The organism is Amycolatopsis sp. Poz14 (assembly GCF_006704225.1).
GTDB lineage: Bacteria > Actinomycetota > Actinomycetes > Mycobacteriales > Pseudonocardiaceae > Amycolatopsis > Amycolatopsis nivea.
Window position 1 is genome coordinate 3,717,758 of sequence record NZ_JACLHD010000001.1, and the last position, 17,764, is coordinate 3,735,521.

Annotated in this window: 13 protein-coding genes; 11 read left to right on the forward strand and 2 right to left on the reverse strand. The window is 71.7% G+C overall.

What is annotated here, in order from left to right; translation table 11 throughout:
* Window positions 1-105: 105 nt before the first annotated feature.
* Window positions 106-1,785: a folylpolyglutamate synthase/dihydrofolate synthase family protein gene (locus tag FKO37_RS17885; protein WP_238605145.1), complete on the forward strand. Its 1,680-nt coding sequence runs from the start codon at window positions 106-108 to the stop codon at window positions 1,783-1,785.
* Complete coding sequence (locus FKO37_RS17890; protein WP_037813787.1) at window positions 1,782-2,198, forward strand: DUF4233 domain-containing protein; 417 nt, start codon at window positions 1,782-1,784, stop codon at window positions 2,196-2,198. Before FKO37_RS17885 ends, FKO37_RS17890 begins: the two co-directional genes overlap by 4 nt.
* Before the next feature lie 40 nt (window positions 2,199-2,238).
* Here FKO37_RS17890 and FKO37_RS17895 read toward each other — a convergent pair whose 3' ends face one another.
* Window positions 2,239-2,619 (reverse strand): VOC family protein, encoded by a 381-nt coding sequence (locus FKO37_RS17895; RefSeq protein WP_238605147.1) that lies wholly within the window; start codon window positions 2,617-2,619, stop codon window positions 2,239-2,241.
* A gap of 53 nt (window positions 2,620-2,672) precedes the next feature.
* Here FKO37_RS17895 and FKO37_RS17900 point away from each other — a divergent pair, with 53 nt between their 5' ends.
* The 8 genes from FKO37_RS17900 to FKO37_RS17935 all read left to right on the forward strand — a co-directional run bounded on the left by FKO37_RS17900 (window position 2,673) and on the right by FKO37_RS17935 (window position 12,353).
* Entirely contained in the window at window positions 2,673-3,152 is a 480-nt protein-coding gene (locus FKO37_RS17900) for an N-acetyltransferase (RefSeq protein WP_238605149.1), read from the forward strand.
* A 97-nt stretch (window positions 3,153-3,249) separates the two neighbouring features.
* The gene (locus FKO37_RS17905) at window positions 3,250-4,809 is read left to right on the forward strand and encodes an alkaline phosphatase (protein ID WP_238605150.1); all 1,560 of its coding nucleotides are present in this window, start codon (window positions 3,250-3,252) and stop codon (window positions 4,807-4,809) included.
* Between the two features lie 70 nt (window positions 4,810-4,879).
* The gene (gene ndk / locus FKO37_RS17910; protein WP_020660996.1) at window positions 4,880-5,290 is read left to right on the forward strand and encodes a nucleoside-diphosphate kinase; all 411 of its coding nucleotides are present in this window, start codon (window positions 4,880-4,882) and stop codon (window positions 5,288-5,290) included.
* 134 nt (window positions 5,291-5,424) lie between these two features.
* Entirely contained in the window at window positions 5,425-6,150 is a 726-nt protein-coding gene (locus FKO37_RS17915) for a maleylpyruvate isomerase family mycothiol-dependent enzyme (RefSeq protein WP_134663049.1), read from the forward strand.
* A 124-nt stretch (window positions 6,151-6,274) separates the two neighbouring features.
* Window positions 6,275-9,610 carry a phosphodiester glycosidase family protein gene (locus tag FKO37_RS17920; protein WP_238605151.1) on the forward strand — a complete coding sequence of 1,112 codons (3,336 nt, stop codon included), beginning with the start codon at window positions 6,275-6,277 and terminating at the stop codon, window positions 9,608-9,610.
* Window positions 9,611-9,769: 159 nt separating this feature from the next.
* Window positions 9,770-10,711, forward strand: a complete 942-nt coding sequence (locus tag FKO37_RS17925; protein WP_043837293.1) for an ABC transporter ATP-binding protein — start codon at window positions 9,770-9,772, stop codon at window positions 10,709-10,711.
* On the forward strand, window positions 10,711-11,514 hold the full coding sequence (locus FKO37_RS17930; RefSeq protein WP_238605153.1) for an ABC transporter permease: 804 nt from the start codon (window positions 10,711-10,713) through the stop codon (window positions 11,512-11,514). The genes FKO37_RS17925 and FKO37_RS17930 overlap by 1 nt, the downstream gene beginning before the upstream one ends.
* Window positions 11,514-12,353: an ABC transporter permease gene (locus FKO37_RS17935; RefSeq protein ID WP_037814200.1), complete on the forward strand. Its 840-nt coding sequence runs from the start codon at window positions 11,514-11,516 to the stop codon at window positions 12,351-12,353. The genes FKO37_RS17930 and FKO37_RS17935 overlap by 1 nt, the downstream gene beginning before the upstream one ends.
* Window positions 12,354-12,374: 21 nt before the next feature.
* Here FKO37_RS17935 and FKO37_RS17940 read toward each other — a convergent pair whose 3' ends face one another.
* Window positions 12,375-13,805, reverse strand: coding sequence for a S8 family serine peptidase (locus FKO37_RS17940; RefSeq protein ID WP_037813765.1), 1,431 nt, complete (start codon window positions 13,803-13,805; stop codon window positions 12,375-12,377).
* A gap of 510 nt (window positions 13,806-14,315) precedes the next feature.
* Here FKO37_RS17940 and FKO37_RS17945 point away from each other — a divergent pair.
* Complete coding sequence (locus tag FKO37_RS17945) at window positions 14,316-17,654, forward strand: translation initiation factor IF-2 N-terminal domain-containing protein (RefSeq protein WP_238605155.1); 3,339 nt, start codon at window positions 14,316-14,318, stop codon at window positions 17,652-17,654.
* The last annotated feature ends 110 nt before the right edge of the window (window positions 17,655-17,764 follow it).

Consider the following 17,764-nt stretch of genomic DNA (forward strand, 5'->3'; position numbering starts at 1 on the left):
GCGCGGCGGCCCCGGGTACGCTCGACGGTGTGCCGGGCCGAACCTTTCGCCTGGTCTTCCCGGTCGCGCGACCGCGCCGGGACAGCGACTTCAAGGAGTGCACGAGTGCCGCGCGGTGAGGAGCCCGAGGAGACCCGGCGGCCGGATCTCGCCGATCCGGACAGTTTCGCGGGGGTCGACGAACTGGGCGCGCTCGCGCACAGCGACGACGAGGACGATCCCGGGAACGAGCTGGAGCCGGACCTCGACGCGCCGGACGCGGCCTACACCGTCGGCGGCGGTTCGCGCGGCGGGATCGGCGGCATCGGCCAGCTCGGCGACAACCTGGCGCTCGGCCCGGTCCCGGACCTGTCCGTCGAAGAGGGCACTGAGCTGCACGAACTCGACGACGAGGGCGCGCCGGCCGAGTTCGGCGACGAGAACGGCCCGGAGGCGCGCCGCGACCTGATGGCCGCCGAGGCCGAGCTGAACCAGCGCTGGCCGGAGACGAAGCTCGAACCGTCGCTCGCCCGGATCCAGGCGTTGATGACGCTGCTCGGCGAGCCCAACCACGGCTACCCGGTGGTGCACGTCGCGGGCACGAACGGCAAGGGCTCGGTCGCGCGGATGGTCGATTCGCTGCTGACCCGGATGGGCCTGCGCTCGGGCCGCTACACCAGCCCGCACTTGCAGCTGGTCACCGAGCGGATCGCGCTCGACGGACGGCCGATCTCCGCCGCCCGCTACGCCGAGCTGTACCAGGACATCGCGCCGTACGTGGCGATGGTGGACGGCGCGAGCGAGGACGGCGTGCCGATGAGCAAGTTCGAGGTGCTCACCGGGATGGCGTTCGCGGCGTTCTCCGACGCGCCGGTTGAGGCCGCGGTGCTCGAGGCGGGCATGGGCGGCGCGTGGGACGCGACGAACGTCGCCGACGCCCAGGTCGCCGTCATCACGCCGATCGGGCTGGACCACACCGAATACCTCGGCCCGACGGCGGTCGACGCGGCCGCGGAGAAGGCCGGGATCATCAAGCCCGGGTCGGTCGCGGTGATCGGCGAGCAGGACCCCGAGGTGCTGAACGTCCTGCTGAAGCGCACGGTCGAGGTCGACGCCGCGGTGGCGCGCGCGGGCAGCGAGTTCGGCGTGCTCGAACGCGAGGTCGCGGTCGGCGGGCAAATGCTGAAGCTGCAGGGCCTCGGCGGCGTCTACGACGAGATCTTCCTGCCGCTGCACGGCGCGCACCAGGCGGCGAACGCGGCCCTCGCGCTGGCCGCGGTCGAGGCGTTTTTCGGGGCGGGCAAAGACAAGCAGCTCGTGGTCGAGGCGGTGCGCGAGGCGTTCGCCGAGGTCGAGAACCCGGGCAGGCTCGAACGCGTGCGGGCCGCCCCGGCGGTGCTGGTCGACGCGGCGCACAACCCGATGGGCGCGCGGGCGCTCGCCACGACGATCACCGACGAGTTCAACTTCCGCCGGCTCGTCGCGGTCGTCGGCGTGCTGTCCGACAAGGACGCGCGCGGCATTCTGGACGCGCTGGAGCCGGTGGTCTCCGACGTCGTGGTCACGCGCAGTTCGTCGCCGCGGTCGCTGCCGGTCGAGGACCTGGCGGAACTGGCCGCGTCGATCTTCGGCGAGGACCGCGTGCTCGCCGAACCCGACCTGGAGACCGCGATCGAGACCGCGATCGGCCTCGTGGAGCAGAACGACGACCCGGAGGAACCGCTCGCGGGCGGCGGCGTGCTGGTGACCGGATCCGTGGTCACCGCGGGCGACGCGCGCACGCTGTTCGGGAAGGAGCCGGCATGAGCGAAACCCCGGAAACGCCCGATACGCCGGTCAAGCCGCCCGCGAAGGACCCGATGAAGGGCTTCCGCGGCGTCATGGCGGGCACGCTGATCATGGAAGCGATCACCGTCGCGCTCGCGCTGCCGGTGGTCGCCAAGCTCGGCGGCGGCATCACCAGCTTCACCGGCTGGACGGTCATCGCGCTGGCCGTGGTCCTGATCGTGCTGTGCGGGATGCTCAAGCACGTCTGGGCGGTGCCGGTGATCCTGCTGCTGCAGCTGGCGATCATCGGGATCGGGATCACCCAGCCCGCGATCGCGATCATCGGCGTCATCTTCCTGGCCGCGTTCGTGTGGTTCCTGTGGCTGCGCCGCGACGTCGCGCGCCGGATGGCGGCGGGCACGTTGCCGAGCCAGCAGCAGCCGCAGGCTTGAGCCCCGCGCTCTCCGCCGCGGCACTCCCGAGAGGTGCGGCTCAGCGGTAGACACTGACCTCGATCAGGTTCCGGTCCGGGTCGCGGAAGTACACGCTGCGGATCGGCCCGGTCGCGCCCGTGCGGTCGACCGGGCCCTCCTCGACCGGCACCCCGTGCGTCGCGAGGTCCTCGACGACCTGCTCCAGCGAATCGGCCGTGATCAGGCACAGGTCCGCGCTGCCCGGCGTCGGCCGGTCCGCTTTCGGCTCGAACTCGTGCCCGGCCTCGTGCAGGTTGATCTTGCTGGCGCCGAACGCCAGCGCCTTGCGGCCGGCCCCGAACGTCACCTCGGTCATGCCGAGGACGCGCGTGTAGAAATCGACCGTCGCACCGAGGTCGGCGACGGTGAGGACGAGGTGGTCGAGCCGGTCGATGCGCATGGTTTCACCCTATTCCGATGTAACGGCCGGGCCGCCACGGCGACGGTGCAAGTGTGATCGTGGTGCGCGAGCTGAGCGTGGAGAACTGGGCGGAGTGGCGCGACCTCCGGCTGGCGGCGCTGCGCGAGGACCCGGGGGCGTTCAGCTCGACACTCGCGGACTGGCAGGGCGAAGGCGACGCCGAACCGCGCTGGCGGGCCCGGCTGCGCGACGTGTCGCTCAACGTCCTGGCCGACCTCGACGGCGTTCCGGCCGGGATGGTCAGCGGGCATCTTTCCGAACGCGGCGACAAAGCCGAGCTGCTGTCGATGTGGGTCGCCCCGCCGGCGCGCGGCAGGGGAGTCGGGGACGCGCTCGTCCGGGCCGTCGTGCGCTGGAGCGAAGGGCGCGGGGCGGGCGAGCTGGCGTTGCGCGTCGCGGGCGGCAACGAGCACGCCATGGCGCTGTACGAACGGCACGGGTTCGTGGAGCGTCCGCTGTCCGGACCGAGCGAGTGCGAGCACGAGATGGTTCGGGAAGCACACCGAGCGTGACGGCCGGCTGTGAGCTTCCTCCTGTCGGGTGAGCCGTTCACCCGGCGGTCAGCCCGAGTTGGCCGCTTGGCCGTGGTCGCCGGATAGAACGGCCGCCATGACCGAAACGACCCCTTCCCGGCGCTCGGTGCTCAAAGCCGGGATCGCCGTCCCCGCGCTCGCCGCGGCAGGCGGGCTGCTGCTGCCCGGCTCCGCCTCGGCCGCCCCGCTCGTCCGCCGCGACCGTCCGGTGCTCGCCCACGGCGTCGCGTCCGGGGACGTGACCGCCGGCTCCGGCATCGTGTGGTCGCGGGCCGACCGCCCGGCGCGGCTGATGGTCGAGGTCGCGCGCGACCCGTCGTTCCGGCACGCCCGCCGGGTGCCCGGCCCGTTCGTCACGCCCGCCACCGGCGGCACCGGCAAGGTGCGCGTCGCCGGGCTGGCCCCGGGCACCGAATACCACTACCGCGTCACCGCCGTGGACCTCGACGGCCGCGGTGCGAGCGAGCCGGTCGCCGGCCGGTTCGCCACCGCGCCGGTCGGCCGCGCGAACACGCGGATCCTGTGGAGCGGCGACGTCGTCGGCCAGAACTACGGCATCAACCCAGGCCTCGGCGGCATGACGATCTTCTCCGCGATGGCCGACCGCCGCCCGGACCTCTTCCTGCACAGCGGCGACACGGTGTACGCCGACGGCCCGCTCACCGAAACCGTCACGCTCCCCGGCGGCGCGGGCACCTGGCACAACATCGTGACGCCGGAGAAGTCGAAGGTCGCCGAAACCCTCGACGAATACCGCGGCCAGCACGCCTACAACCGGCTCGACGCGAATTTCCGCCGGTTCGCCGCCGAGGTGCCCGCCTATGTCCAGTGGGACGACCACGAGGTGGTCAACAACTGGTATCCGGGCGAAATCCTCAACGACCGCCCCGAATACACCGAAAAACGCGCCGATGCGCTCGCCCAGCGCGCGTTCCAGGCGTTCCACGAATGGCATCCGATCGACCGCCGCCAGGCCGTCGACGGCCGGGTCTACCGGAGCTTCCGCTACGGCAGCCGGGTCGAGGTGTTCGTGCTCGACATGCGCACCTACCGCGACGCCAACACCTCGGACCAGACCAAGCCCGGCCACATCCTCGGCGACGCGCAGGCCCGCTGGCTGGCCGACGGGCTCCGGCGCAGCACCGCGACCTGGAAGATCGTCCAGGCGGACATGCCGATCGGCCTCGTCGTGCCGGACGGCAAGGACATCGAGGCGGTCGCCAACGGCCTTCCCGGCGCGCCCGGCGGCCGCGAGACCGAACTGGCCTGGGTGCTGAACCAGATCTCGCGCCACCGCGTGCGCAATGTCGTGTGGCTGACCGCCGACGTGCACTACACCGCCGCGCACCATTATTCGCCCGAGCGCGCCGCGTTCCAGGACTTCGACCCGTTCTGGGAATTCGTCTCCGGCCCGCTCAACGCCGGCGCCTTCGGCCCGAACAAACTCGACCCGACGTTCGGCCCGGAAGCGGTGTTCGTGCACGCCCCGCAGACGCAGAATTCCTCGCCGGTGCAAGGGTTCCAGCACTTCGGCGAGGTGAATGTGGACGGTGCGAGCGGGGCGCTGACGGTCGACCTGCGCGACGCGACCGGGGCCTCGCTGTGGTCCAAGACGCTGCAGCCGCAGCGGCGCTGACCGGCCCGGCAGGCGCGTCGGATAGGCTCAGCGCCGAATAACACGAATCCGCACAAGGAGAAATACCGTCGTGACTGAACGCACGCTGGTCCTCGTCAAGCCCGATGGCGTCGCGCGCGGCCTCGTCGGCGAGGTCGTTTCGCGCATCGAGCGCAAGGGCCTGAAGCTGGCCGCGCTGGAACTGCGCACCGTCGAGCGCTCCGTCGCCGAGGAGCACTACGCGGAGCACAAGGAGCGCCCGTTCTTCGGCGACCTGCTGGAGTTCATCACGTCCGGCCCGCTCGTCGCGCTGGCCGTCGAGGGCCCGCGCGCGATCGCCGCGTTCCGCCAGCTCGCCGGCGGCACCGACCCGGTCGAGAAGGCCACCCCGGGCACCCTGCGCGGCGACTTCGCGCTGGAGACCCAGTACAACCTGGTGCACGGTTCGGACTCGCCGGAGTCGGCCGAGCGCGAGCTGAAGCTGTGGTTCCCGGACCTGTGATCCGGCTGAACCGGCATTGAACCGGCACTGACCCTCGCGAACGCCGGGCAGGGACTGCGGTCCCGGCCCGGCGTTCGTGTTTCCGGCCGCTTAATCCGCTGCCGGGGACTCGGCGCATCGGTTAACCTCCACCGGTGACTGCCCTGCCGCTGCCGCCGCGCGATTACCTGCCGCACCTGCGCTCGCTCACCGAGGCCTTCGCCGCGGAAGCCGAGGGCGACCTGGACAACCCGGTCCCGTACTGCGGAGACTGGACCAAGCGCGACCTCGTCGCGCATCTGGGCAACGTGCACCGGTGGGCCGCCGGCATCGTCCGCACCGGAGAGCTGAGCAAGCAGGAATTCGACGTCACGCCGAGCGGCGACCTCGCGCCCTGGTACGCCGAGAGCGCGGCCGAACTGCTGGACGCGCTCGACGCGGCCGATCCCGCCGACGCGTGCTGGGTTTTCGGTGCTGCGGAGAAGACCAAGGCATTCTGGTTCCGCCGTCAGGTGCACGAAACTGCCGTGCATTTGGTCGACTTGTTCGGCGCACGCGGCGCAACGACGCGGCTTGATCCGCTGATCGCGGCGGACGGCGTCTTCGAGGTGCTCGGCACGATGCTGCCGCGCGTCGCGCGCTGGAAGCACGAGGTTCCGCTGGCCGCGCCGATCACGTTGCGCACCACCGACACCGGGCACTCGTGGACCGTCGTGCCCGGCGAACCGCCCGAGCTGGGCGAGGGCGAAGCGGTGGCCACGGTCGCGGCGCCCGCGCAGGATTTGCTGGTGTCGCTGTGGAAGCGCACCGATGCGCAGCCGGAGATCGACGGCGACGAGGCTGTCGCGAAGGAGTTTCTCGCCGCGCGCATGACCCCCTGAGCGGATAATCCTGCGCCATTCAGGTCCCGTTCACCGCAGGGCCTTCCGGCGGTCGCGCCGATGGATTTGGCTGACCTGAGCCATTTTCGCGATCGTGGGGTACCTGGTGAAAAGATCAAGATCCGTGCTGCTCAGCGCCCTGCTGGTGCTGACGCTGGCCACGCCTGCGCATGCCGACCCGCTCTCCGCTCCGCTCGGCCCGCCGCCGGTCGAGAGCGCCTCCGCCTTCTCTTCGGCCCGGGAGGCCCCGGCGATCGCCGCGGCACCCGCCGCCGACGACGGCCTCGAGACCAGCAGCGCCACCAACGTGGTGGCGCCTGGTCTGAACCTCACCCAGTTCGACCGCTTCGACCCGAAGGGCTGGATCCGCGGCGACGCGCTGAGCGTCGACCTCACCAGCAAGGTCCTGAAGCCGACTTACCTCAGCCCGGGCACCGTTTCCGCGCGCACCCCGCTGTCTCAGCAGGTCGCTCGCGCCGGTGCGGTCGCGGGCGTCAACGGCGATTTCTTCGACATCAACGCCTCCGGCGCGCCGCTCGGCGTCGGCATCGACAAGGGCGAGCTGCACAACGCGCCCGCGTCCGGGCACAACACCACCGCGGCGATCACCGCGGAGGGACGCGCGAAGCTCGCCGACATCTTCCTCGAAGCGTCGGTCACGCTGCCGGACGGCCGAGCTGTCCCCGCCACGAACTTCAACAGCCCGGTGCTCGGCAAGGACGCGCTCGGCGTCTACACGCCGCTCTGGGGCGCTTCGGCGCGCGCGACGTCGGTCGCCGGTGCGCAGAAGGTCATCGAGGTCGAGGTCCGCGATGGTGTGGTGACGCAGGTGCGTCCGAAGCCCGCGGACGGCCCGATCCCGGCGGGAAGCACGCTGCTGCTCGGTCGCGAAGCTGGTGCGGACGCGTTGTCGGCGTTGCGCGTCGGTGATCGCGTGGGCGTTTCGTACGCGCCGCGGACCGACGCGGGCAAGATCGCGGTCGCGGTCGGCGGGAACAAAACGCTGCTGAAGGACGGACAGCTCCAGCAGCTCGACGACGTCACCCTCGCGCCGCGTACCGGCGTCGGCTTTTCCGCTGACGGCAAGCGGATGTGGCTCGTCACGGTCGACGGTCGCCAGGCCGACAGCCGTGGGATGACGGAGCTGGAAATGGCCCGGCAGCTGAAGCGGCTCGGTGCCGACGACGCGATCAACCTCGACGGCGGAGGCTCCTCGACGCTGCTCGCGCGCAACGAAGGAGAGGCTGCGCCGTCGGTGCGCAACTCGCCTTCGGACGGCGGGGAACGCTTGGTGCCCAACGGCATCGGCTTCGCGACGGTGGCCGGCAGCGGACGGCTGACTGGCTTCGCGCCCGCTCCCGCGCAGGAGGGCGACAACTCGACCCGCGTGCTGTCCGGCCTGAGCCGCGCGCTCGTGCCGAACGGCCACGACGAGACGGGTGCCGCAGTGGCGTCGCGCCCGTTCTGGACCACGTCGAACCCGTTCCGCGGCACGGTCACGAAGAACGTTTTCACCGCGCAGCCCGACTTCCTGCACCCGGACGCGCGAGCCGACGTGACGGTCACCGCGCATCAGAACTTCGTGAACGGCCGCACGAAGCTGACCGTGCTGGGCAAGCCGGTGCGCCTCGGCGCGAGCACCAAGCAGGTCGCGCTTTCGGGTGCGGAGGCGCGCGGCGAGTTCCAGGTCTACGGCTACGACGCGGACGGTTACGGCACCTGGATCGAACCGTCGGACGTGAAGCTCGAATACGACCCCGCCGTGGTGAAGATCGAGCCGTCGGGCAAGGGTTTCGCAGTCACCGCGAAGACCGCTTCCGGGGCCACCGCGATCACCGTGCACGCGGGCGGGAAGACCATGCACCTGGCGGCTTCGGTGGGCACCGAAGCCAAGGTCGCGGCACCGCTAGCCGGTCCGGAAGGCTGGTCCGCCACGGTGTATCCGGCCGTCGTCGGTGCTGCGCTTTCGTCGGCAGAGGGACGCAACGGCGGCAAGGGCCTGGCACTCGACTACCGCCTCACCGGCACGACTGCCACGCGCGCTGCGTATGTCAACGCTGCCAACCCGATCGCGGTTCCGGCTGGCACGCAGAAGATCGGCATGTGGATCAACGGCGACGGCAAGGGCGCCTGGATCCGCGCGGAACTCCGCGACGGCGCCAACACCGCGTCCATTGTGGACCTCTCGCTGAGCGTGAACTGGACCGGCTGGCGGTACGTGACCGCCGCGGTGCCCGCCGGATTGCCCGACGGGCAGCGCCTCACCCGGTTCTATGCCGTGGAAACCGCGGCGGGCAAGCAGTACGAGGGCAGACTGGTCTTCAACGACCTCACCTTCGAGGTCGCGCCGACCACGGCCGTGCCGCACGATCCGGCCGTCCCGGACCCGGCGCTGGTCACCAACGGCACGCTCGGCAAGGGCGGCCTGAAGATCGCGGTGGTCAGCGACGCTCAGTTCACCGCTGACGCTCCGGACGGCCCGCTCGTCGCCCAAGCACGCCGGGCACTGCGCGAGGCGGTTGCCGCGAAACCGGATCTCGTGCTGATCAACGGCGACTTCGTGGACCGCGGCACCGCGCCGGACTTCGTCTTGGCCCGCAAGATCATCACCGAAGAGCTGGACGGCCGCGTCCCCTGGTACTACGTGCCAGGCAACCACGAAGCCGAGGGCGGCAACGGCCTGAAGAACTTCCAGGACGCATTCGGGGAAACGCACCGCGTGGTCGACGTCCACGGCGTGCGGCTGATCCTGATGGATTCCTCGCGCGGCTCGCTGCGCGCGGGCGGATTCGACCAGGTGCGCATGCTGCGCGAGGCGCTCGACAACGCGGCGAAGGACCGTTCCGTGCGTGGTGTGGTCGTCGCGATGCACCACCCGGTGAAGGACCCGAGCCCGACCGGCAATTCGCAGCTGGGCGACCGGAAGGAGGCCGCGCTGCTGCAGACGTGGCTGACCGGTTTCGAGGAGAAGTCCGGAAAACCGGCCGCCTCGCTGGCTTCGCACGCGGGAGTGTTCGGCCTGTCGCGCACGGACGGCGTGCCGTATCTGGTGAACGGCAACTCGGGCAAGACCCCCGCCGCGGCCCCCGGCGACGGCGGCTTCGTCGGCTGGACCCTGGTGCGAGTGGACCCCTCGGACCGCGGCCAGCCGGTGCGCTTCGAAACGCGCCCGAACGTCGACGCGCTGACGGTGACCGGGCCGGGCACTCTTTCGTGGGGCGGCACCGGAAAGGTGACCGCCGCGGTGACGCAGGAGGGCCGGTCGATTCCGGTGGCGTACCCGGTGAGCGCGGCTTGGGGCGGTCGCGGCGTGCACATCGGCAGCTGGCCACCGGCGCCGTGGGATGTGGTGTCGCTCGACCCGGCCACCGGGACGGTGCGCGGGCTGCGTCCGGGAACGGCGGAGATCTCGGTGACGGTGAACGGGGTGTCCCGGTCGGTGTCGTTGACGGTGCGCTGAGTTTTTGAGGGGCGGGGCGGTCTTCGGGCCGCCCCGCCTTTTCGCTGGGCCGCGGGCTCGTCGTTTCCCCGTTCCCCGCCGGAGATCCACCCGGATGCCGTACCCGCGGCGGGGAAACCGGTCGAGAATTGTCGGTGCCTCCCTCTACTGTCGTTCCTCGTGGGAGAGTCGGCATCGGAACCAGCCCTCGTGCAAGCGAAGGCGCTGGTCAAACGGTTCGGAGAATTCGAGGCAGTCCGCGGCATCGACGTCGAGGTGCGGCGAGGGGAGGCGTTCGGCTTCCTCGGGCCCAACGGCGCGGGGAAGTCGTCGACGATGCGGATGATCGCGTGCGTGTCCCCGCGCAGCGACGGCGATCTGCGCGTCCTCGGCATGGACCCCAACGCGGACGGGCCGCGGATCCGCGCGCGCCTGGGCGTGGTGCCGCAGGAGGACAACCTCGACGTGGAGCTCACCGTCCGGCAGAACCTGCACGTTTACGGCCGCTATTTCGGCCTTTCCCGCGCCCACGTGCGGCGGAAGGCGGTCGAGCTGATGGAGTTCGCGCAGCTGTCCGACCGTGCCGAGAAACCGGTCGATTCCCTGTCCGGCGGCATGAAGCGGCGGCTCACCATCGCCCGGTCGCTGGTCAACGATCCGGAACTGCTGCTGCTCGACGAACCGACCACCGGGCTCGATCCGCAGGCACGGCATCTGTTGTGGGACCGGCTTTTCCGGCTCAAGGCCCGCGGCACCACGTTGATCGTCACTACCCATTACATGGACGAGGCAGAGCAGTTGTGCGACCGGCTCGTCGTCATGGACGGCGGCCGGATCGCCGCGGAAGGCTCGCCCGCCGACCTGATCGCGCGGCATTCCACCCGGGAAGTGGTCGAGCTCCGGTTCGCGCCGGGGGAGCAGCAGGACGCGGCCGACCGGCTCGACGGGCTGGCCGAGCGCGTCGAGGTCCTCCCGGACCGGGTGCTGCTCTACACGATGACCGGCGAGGCCACCCTCGAGCGCGCGCACGAACGCGGCCTGCGCCCGCTGTCGAGCCTCGTCCGGCGCAGTTCCCTGGAGGACGTCTTCCTCCGCCTCACCGGCCGGACGTTGGTGGACTGATGACCATTCCAGCCACCGGCCGCGTCGTCGGCCGGTTCCACGGCGCCTGGCTGCGCGTCGAGGGCTACTGGACCTGGTACCGCAGGCACTGGCTCAGCACGCTCTACTCCACCGGCCTGCAACCGGTGCTGTTCCTCGCCGCGATGGGGCTCGGGTTCGGCTCGCAGGTCAAGGCCGGTCCGGCGACCGGCGGGGTGTCGTACCTGGTGTACGTCGCCCCGGCGCTGCTCGTCGCCGGCGCCGCGCAGCAGGGTGTCAGCGAATCGAGTTATCCGGTCCTCAGCGGATTCAAATGGCAGAAGGACTATCTGGCGGTCACCGCGACGCCGGTGTCCCCGGGCCAGGTCCTCGGCGGGCACCAGATCTGGACCATGCTGCGGCTCGCCCTTTCCGGCACGGTCTACGCGCTCATCGCGTGGTTGTTCGGCGCCTGGGACAACGCGGGGGCGCTGCTGGTGGTCCTCGTCGGCGTCCTCACCGGGCTCGCGTGCGGATCGCTGATCGCCGGGCTGGCGGCGTGGACCTTCGACGAGGGACAGCGGTTCGGGCTGATCTTCCGGTTCGTCGTCATCCCGATGACCCTGTTCTCCGGCACGTTCTTCCCGATCACTCAGCTGCCGCCGTACCTGCGCTGGCTCGCCTGGATTTCCCCGCTGTGGCACGGCACCGAGCTTTCCCGCGCCGCCACGCTCGGCGGGCGGGAGCTGCTCCCGGTGCTCGGGCACCTTGCGTATCTGGCAGCACTGGTGGCGATCGGCTGGACGATCGCGCACCGCGGCTTCTACCGACGGCTGGTGGCGTGATGACCGACCTGCAGAGCGCCCCGATTCTCCCGCAGCGGCGCGGAATTCTGCTCCGCGTCCTGCCCGCGGGCATGTACAGCGGCCGCGCCACCGCGTTGATCGAACGCGCGCTCACCGTCTACGGACGGTCGTGGACGATGCTCGCGTCCGGCGCGCTCGAGCCGTTGTTCTACCTGCTCGCGTTCCAGGTCGGCTTCGGCAAACTGGTCACCACCGTGCCGGGGCCGGACGGGCAGCCGATGAGCTATGTCGCGTTCGTCGCGCCCGCGCTGCTGGCGTCGTCGGCGATGAACGGCGCGGTCTTCGAGTGCACGTACAACCTGTTCTTCAAACTGCGCTACGCCAAGACGTACGACGCGATGCTGGCGACCCCGGTCGGCCCGCTCGACGTCGCGCTCGGCGAGATCGCGTGGGCGATGATGCGCGGCGGCCTGTATTCGGTCGCGTTCCTGGCGGTCACCGGCGTCATGGGGCTGCTCACGTCGTGGTGGGCGCTGCTGCTCCTGCCCGCCGCGCTGCTCGTGTCGTTCGCGTTCGCGGCCATCAGCATCGCGCTGGTCAGCTTCCTGAAGTCGACGTCGCAATTCGACTACATCCAGCTCGTCCTGATGCCGATGTTCCTGTTCTCCACCACGTTCTTCCCGATCACGGTCTACCCGGAGGCGCTGCAGTGGGCGGTCCGCTGCTTCCCGCTCTACCACGGGATCGAGCTGATGCGCGGGCTCGCGACCGGCATCTTCTCCTGGAGCATGCTCGGCAATCTGGCGTACCTGCTGGTGCTCGCCGCGATCGGGATCTGGGGCGCGACAAGGAGGATCGCGAAACTGCTGCTTACCTGAATACCGAACGCTGAACGCGGCTCAGCGGGCCGGGCTGGGCAGTCCGTTCTGCGCGGGCGCCACCGCGGTCCGGGCGTCGACTAGACCATGGCCGTAGAAGCCGTTGTATCCGTCGTAGCCGGAGCAGTAGGCGTCCTGGGCGCCGTCGCCGGTGAGGTCGTAGTCGTCCGGGCACGGCATGGACGTCGCGCGGGAGTCCAGCGCACGGCGCAGCTCGGCGGCCGTCCACGTGGGATGCACCGATTTGAGCAGCGCCAGCACCCCGGCGACGTGCGGCGCGGCCATCGACGTCCCGCACATCGGCGCGTAACCGCCCGGAACGGTCGAAACCACGCAGCGGTCGTCGTCGCCGCCCGGGGCCGTGACATCGACCACACCGAGCCCGTACGAGCTGTAGCTCGACTTCACCCGGTCCGGGCTGATCGCCGACGCCGTCACCACGTCCCGCAGCCCGGCCGGCAGCGCCTCGCACTTCCCGGCGGCGGACGGCGAACCCGAGCGGCCCGACGGCGTGAGGTCGACCGCCTCGTTGGTCGCGGCAGCGACGTTCAGCGTGCCCTGGGAAGTCGCGTACTCCACGGCTCGCGCCAGCACCTCGTGCACCACGCCGCGGTCGTTGCCGCGCACGCAGGACAGCGACCACGGGTTCACGAACCAGCTGCTGTTGGCGATCGGCAGATGCCGCGCCGCCGACCACATGATCCCGCAGACCGCCGCCTCGGGATCTGCGTAACCGCGGTCGTCGATCACCTTCACCGACGCGATCCGGACGCCCGGCGCGACGCCGGTGATGCCCTTGCGGTCGTCGGCCGCGGCGATGATGCCCGCGACGTGCGTGCCGTGCGCGGAGGTCGTCGGCTGCCACGCGGCCGGGCTCGGGTCCGGGACGCCGGTAAGACAACCCGCCGAATCGTCCGGGTCGATCGCTGCGGCGAGGTCGGGGTGTTTCGGGTCGACGCCGGAGTCCAGGACGCCGACGACCACTGAGCGGCTGCCTTCGGTGACCTGGTGCGCGGCCGGAGCGCCGATCAGGTTCATGTCCCATTGCTGGGCGGACAGGTCTGTCGCGGGCACTCGCGCCGGGTCGCTGAGCGGGAGTGTGGCCCGAGCGGGCTGGGCGGCGGCGCCTGGCTGTTCGGCGGCTGTCCGGGTGGCTTGCGCGCTGAATGCCCGTTCCGGGCCGAGACGGTCCGCGAACGCCCGATCGGCTGACGTGACGACCGCCACGGAAATCTGCGGGTAGTAGCCGACGAGCTGCCCGCAGCCCGCGCTCGCCTGCTGGCGGGCGGAAGATTCCGGGGTCCCTCGGTCGAACGCGACGACGTAGCGCACCGCCCGCCCGCCCGAGGCGCATCCGGGGCTCGCGACGGCGGCCGGGGAGACCGCCGCGCAGCCGGCGAGGACCAGGAAGGAGCACACGGCCGCCCGCAGCGGCCGCGCCAGCACAGACACCGGACCTCCCACCGCGCGCAGGGTTGTGCCGGGCGCCCGCGCGAGCGCCCGAGCCCGCACGCTAACCACCCCGGGCCCGGCGCGACAAGCGAAGCGCGGAAGTTCGCCCGGGCGCATGATCGCGGCACGCCCGGGCGCCTGCCGCGGGACACCGACTACACCGGGTGTCCCCCCGGGTGTGGGATACTCGCGTTGGCCGCTGCGCCGACGGGCATCCCGCTCGCGTCGTGAGCGGCCCGGAGGAGTGCCGGACCGGCACCACGCGCGTCGCCCCCGGGAGGCCGGGCCAAGGTCGATGTCGTGGCGGGTGGCCCGGGGGTCGCGAGCAGGCCGGCACCCCGCCGAGCAGACCAGGAACCGAGCGGCCGCCGACCCGGCGGACCGCACGGCTGCCAGCAGGATTCCCGCCGCTGGTCACCACCACGGCGGGCACGGAACAGAAAGGGCCCCTGCGCGGCCGCGTCACCACCGGTGCGAACCGGCTGACGCGCCCGGGGGCGGAGGAGACATATGTCGAACGCGGACACACCCGCCGATCAGACCGGCGGGAATACCGTCGCACCCACGACCAGCAGGCTGGGGGAGCTGCCGCCGCGCATCCGCGTGCACGCGCTGGCGAAGCTGCTCGGCCTGAGCAGCCGCGACCTGCTCGGCAAGCTCGCCGAGCTGGGGGAGAGCCCCCGCAGCGCCCAGTCGAGCGTGACCAAGGAGGTCGCGCACCGCGTCGCGGTCATCCTCGACGCGGAGGCCGCGGGCGAGACTGACGCCGCCGCCGAGACCGCCGTCGGCACCGCCCCGGAGACCGCCGCCCCGGCCGCCGCCGAGCAGGCGACCGCGGGAGCCCAGGTCGGCGATGCCGCCCAGACGGCCGCGGCCTCGGACGCCGCCGAGCAGGGCGGCGTTTCGCGGGAGAACGAGGCCCCGGAAGCCGCCCAGGGTGCTGCAGCTCAGGCCACCGCGTCCTCGGAAGCGGCCGCCGACCAGGGCGCTGCTCCGAGCGAATCCGCCGCCCCGGAAGCCGCCGCCGCGCAGGCGACGGGCACCGCGCCGGAAGCTGCCGCGAACGCGACGGGCACCGCCTCGGAAGCCTCCGCGCCGGAAGCCCGCGCGCCGGAAACCGCCGCTGAGCAGAGCACCACTTCGGAAGCCGCCGAGCAGCCCAGCGCCGCCGCCCCCGGCTGGTCGGCCCGCCCGTTCTCGGCCGAATCCGCCGAGCCGGAAGCCGCTCAGGAATCGGGCGAGAAGCGCACCCGGACCCGTCGCTCGCGCCGCGCCGTCGCGCCCGCGATCCCGGCCGACCAGCAGGAAACCGAGCAGGCCACCCCGGCCCGCGGCCCGGTGCACGTGCCGGTCTTCGCCGCGCCCTCGCCGGTCTTCCTGCCGCCCGAGCCCGCGCAGCAGACGAGGAGCAAGCCCGAGCCGCTGTTCGGCGTCGGCGAGGCTCCCGCGCAGGCCGAGCGTCCCGACCGCACCGCCGAAACCGCTGAGGAAGACACCTCCGGCGAAGCCCGCGACGAGCGTTCCGACGAGGACGGCGACGACGCGAGCGGCCGCCGCCGGCGGCGTCGCGGACGTCGCGGCCGCGGCCGGGGCAAGGGCGGCGACGAGGCCCAGTCCGAGAACGAGGACGAAACCTCCGAAGACCAGCAGGACAAGGGTGCCAAAGACGGCGGCAAGGACGCCAAGGACACCAAGGACAAGACCGAAAAGCCGGACGAGGCGGGCGACGCCGAGGCGGAGTCCGACGACGACGCCGAGTCCGACGGCGGCAGCAAGCGCCGCCGCCGTCGCCGCCGTCGCAAGGGCGGGGACGACGACGGGGCCGAGACGACCGGCACCGACGACCCGCCGAACACCGTCACGCACGTCCGCCAGGCCAAGGCCGCCGAGGCCGAGCGCCCGGCGCGCGACGAGGTGCGCAGCGTCCGCGGCTCCACGCGGCTGGAGGCCAAGCGCCAGCGCCGCCGCGACGGTCGCGAGGCGGGCCGCCGCCGCGCCCCGATCCTGTCCGAGGCCGAGTTCCTCGCCCGCCGCGAGTCGGTCGAGCGCACCATGGTCGTCGCCGAGAAGGGCGACTCCACGCAGATCGCCGTGCTCGAGGACGGGGTGCTGGTCGAGCACTTCCTGACGTCGTCGGGCACCGGCTCGATCGTCGGCAACGTCTACCTCGGCCGCGTCCAGAACGTGCTGCCCAGCATGGAGGCCGCGTTCATCGACATCGGCCGCGGCCGCAACGCCGTGCTCTACGCCGGCGAGGTCGACTGGGACTCGGCCGGGCTGGAAGGCAAGGCGCGCAAGATCGAGCAGGCGCTCTCCACCGGCGACAGCGTCCTGGTGCAGGTCACCAAGGACCCGGTCGGGCACAAGGGCGCCCGGCTCACCACGCAGATCTCGCTGCCCGGCCGCTTCCTCGTCTACGTCCCCGCGGGCGGGGCCACCGGCATCTCCCGCAAGCTGCCGGAGAACGAGCGGCGCAGGCTCAAGGACATCCTCAAGCGGATCGTCCCGGAGGACGCGGGCGTCATCATCCGCACCGCGTCGGAGGGCATCGGCGAGGAGGAGCTGGGCCGCGACGTCGACCGGCTCAAGGCGCAGTGGGACGTCATCAAGGACAAGGCGGCGGCCGCTTCCGGCAAGAAGGGCAGCGCGCCGACCATGCTCTACGAAGAGCCGGACCTGCTGGTCAAGGTCGTGCGGGACCTCTTCACCGAGGACTTCGTCAAGCTGGAGGTCCAGGGCAGCCGGTCCTGGGACACGATCAACGACTACGTCCAGCACGTCGCGCCCGACCTCGCCGACCGGCTCAAGCGCTACACCGGCACCGGCGACGCGTTCGCCGACCACCGGATCGACGAGCAGATCACCAAGGCGCTCGACCGCAAGGTCTGGCTGCCCTCGGGCGGCTACCTGGTCATCGACCGCACCGAGGCGATGACCGTCATCGACGTCAACACCGGCAAGTTCACCGGCTCGGGCGGCAACCTCGAGGAGACGGTGACCCGCAACAACCTGGAGTCGGCGGAGGAGATCGTCCGCCAGCTGCGGCTGCGGGACATCGGCGGCATCATCGTCATCGACTTCATCGACATGGTGCTCGAGTCCAACCGCGAGCTGGTGCTGCGCAGGCTCACCGAATGCCTCGGCCGGGACCGCACGCGGCACCAGGTGGCCGAGGTCACGTCGCTCGGCCTGGTGCAGATGACGCGCAAGAAGATCGGCACCGGGCTGCTCGAGGCGTTCTCCACGCCGTGCGAGCACTGCAAGGGCCGCGGCGTCGTCGTGTCCACCGAACCGCAGCGCACCGGCGGCGGCAACGGGAACGGCCACAACGGCGGCAACGGGCACAACGGCCACAGCCACGGCGGCGGCGACACCAAGAGCTCGCGGCGCAACCGCGGCCGCGGCAAGGGCGAGGAGCAGCACTCCGAGCCCAAGCCGGAGCAGGCCGCCCCGGCCCCGACTCCGGTGCAGCGCGAATCCGTGGTGTCGGCGGTGCAGGCCATGGCCAACGCGTCCAAGGCGAAGCACGAGCACCACGCTCCAGAAGCCGAAGCGAAGGACCAGGAGACGGCCAAGCAGCCGGTCGAGCAGGCCGCCGCGCCGGACAAGGCCGAGGACAAGACGGAGGCCCCGGCCGCCGTCCAGCAGCCGGAAGCGAAGCAGCCGGAGCCCGCGGCCAGCCAGGCCGCGCCGGAGGCGGAAGCCCCGAAGGAGGCCGCGGAAGCGGACTCCGGCGAAGAACCCGAGGTCGACGTCCCGGCCCCGGCCGTGCGCAGCACCCGGCGCCGTCCGCGCCGCGCAGCTTCGCGCCCGGCAGGGCCGCCGGTGAAGGCTTCGGACCAGAGTTGATCCACCACGGGTACCCCGGGTGCAGCAGCGCCCGGGGCCTCCCGTAACCTGTAGTACGGCTCATCGCAAGCATGAGTTGCTGCGCGAGCACCTGGACCGTCTTCGGGCGG